2 protein-coding genes and 1 pseudogene are annotated in these 1,956 nt (G+C 66.3%); all 3 read right to left on the bottom strand.

Annotated features, from left to right (window positions below; translation table 11 throughout):
• A pseudogene (locus WB785_RS22665) lies at nt 1-228 on the bottom strand (hypothetical protein); the annotation flags it as partial.
• 192 nt (nt 229-420) lie between these two features.
• Complete coding sequence (locus WB785_RS22660) at nt 421-1,230, bottom strand: exodeoxyribonuclease III (protein WP_424082029.1); 810 nt, start codon at nt 1,228-1,230, stop codon at nt 421-423.
• 45 nt (nt 1,231-1,275) lie between these two features.
• Nucleotides 1,276-1,956, bottom strand: a 681-nt coding sequence (locus WB785_RS22655; RefSeq protein WP_424082027.1) for a GNAT family N-acetyltransferase, cg3035/Rv0428c family, incomplete at its 5' end; no start/stop codon positions are given.

The following is a 1,956-nucleotide window of genomic DNA, read 5'->3' as shown; positions in this document are numbered from 1 at the left end:
TTCGATCAGCCCGGCGACGCCGAGCGCGCCCAACGTCAGCGCGGCTGCCGGCACCGAATGACTACCGCTGCCGATTCCCCGTTTGATCCCGGTTGCGGCCCCGGTGACCGCACCGACGACACCGTTGACCGCGGCGCCACCCACGGCACCCGCGGCCTCGGTGGTCGCTTCCGCGGCCCGGCCCGCCGTTCGAGTTACGGTGCGTACGGCGCCGTTAACGACACCCATGATGACTCCCTGATGATTGGTTGTTGAGGCGGTGAATCTGATACCCGCTGCACGCCACACCGGCGGGGTTGCATAGGCGCGAACTCGCAAAGTTCATGAAACCGAAACGATCCTGCGCAGCATTTGGCAATCCTATGGCCTTGTCCGGCAAATGAACAGGAAATGAATACCCGCAACCGGTATTTGTATGCGTCAAGGTTGACGCAGATCCACCACGACCGGGGCGTGGTCGCTGGGCGCCTCGCCTTTACGTTCCTCCCGGACGATCTGTGCGTCAGCGACCCGGCTGGCCAGCGCGGGAGAGGCGAGGATGAAGTCGATGCGCATGCCCTGTCGCTTCGGGAACCGCAGTTGGGTGTAATCCCAGTAGGTGTACACCCCGGGACCGGGGGTGAAAGGCCGTACCACGTCGGCAAATTGAGCGTCGACAATAGCGTCGAACGCTTTGCGTTCCGGTTCCGAAACGTGTGTGGCGCCCCGGAAGAATTCCACGCTCCACACGTCGTCGTCGGTCGGGGCGATATTCCAGTCGCCGACCAGCGCGATTTGCGCCGAGGGATCGTCGCGTAGCCAGCCTGCGGCGGTATCGCACAGTGCGGCAAGCCAATTCAGCTTGTAGGCGTAATGCGGGTCGCCCAGGGCGCGGCCGTTGGGCACGTAAAGGCTCCACACCCGAACCCCGGCGCAGGTGGCGGCCAGCGCACGGGCTTCGGCTGCGGCCTTAAGATCTGGCTTGCTGCTCCAGCTCGGCTGGCCGTCGAAGCCGACCTCGACCTGCTCCAGGCCGACCCGTGACGCGATCGCCACGCCGTTCCACTGGTTGAACCCGCAATGCGCCACCTCGTAGCCGAGCTCTAGGAACGGCATCGTCGGAAACTGGTCGTCGGCACACTTGGTTTCTTGCATAGCCAGCACGTCGACCTCGTCGCGTTCCAGCCAATCGAGGACGCGGTCCAACCGGGTGCGGATCGAGTTCACGTTCCAGGTGGCCAGCCTAACCATGCCGTCGGGCCGCAGCGGGTCGCCGCCATCAACCATTGCCCGACCCTACGTGGCGGCTGGCGTGAAATAGCGGGCGCGGTGATGCAGTTTGAAGTCCAACGACTGGGCCAGAACGGCGACAGCGTGATCGTCGTCGAGAACCCGGACGTAACCACGGGTCGCGCCACGTGCCGCCCCCCAGGCCAGCAGTGCTTCGGATAACGCCCGGCCGGCATCCTCGTCGTGCACCCGCATCGCCGACAGGCCCACCCAACGGGTGCCGTCCGGGGCGTCGGTCACCGAAGCTCGCGCCACCGCCAGGTCCGTGTGGGTACCGAACACGTGCTCGCCATTGACGACCGCGGTCAGTACATCCACGGGAACGTCGCGGTGGTAGAGCTGCAGCCAGGCGTCGTCGGGGCGGTCCGACAGCCGGATCGACGGGTCGGGCTCGGCCGTGTGCACATCGCGTACCAGCACGGCATTGGGTTGTTCACTGGTGCCCGGCAGTCGCAGCAGCCGGTCGGCGATCGCCAAGCACGGTGTCAGTCCGCGTCGGGTGTACCAGTCGACGATCGCCGGGATCGTCGCTGTGCTAGCGGAAGTATCAAGCGGAGCAGCGGAGTTCGCGCAAGCGGTGACGCCGTGCCCGGCGCGCAGCAACCAACCGTCCAGCCACTGCTGCTCTACGCCGGGCCAGGCGAGGGCGGCGGCGTGCTCGAGCGCGCGGATCTGCGAGGCGCGCAC

This window comes from Mycobacterium sp. (genome assembly GCF_049585075.1).
In the GTDB taxonomy this organism is placed as follows: Bacteria; Actinomycetota; Actinomycetes; order Mycobacteriales; family Mycobacteriaceae; genus Mycobacterium.
The sequence above is the reverse complement of the archived record's forward strand: the minus strand, read 5'-3'. Positions and strand labels throughout refer to the sequence as shown.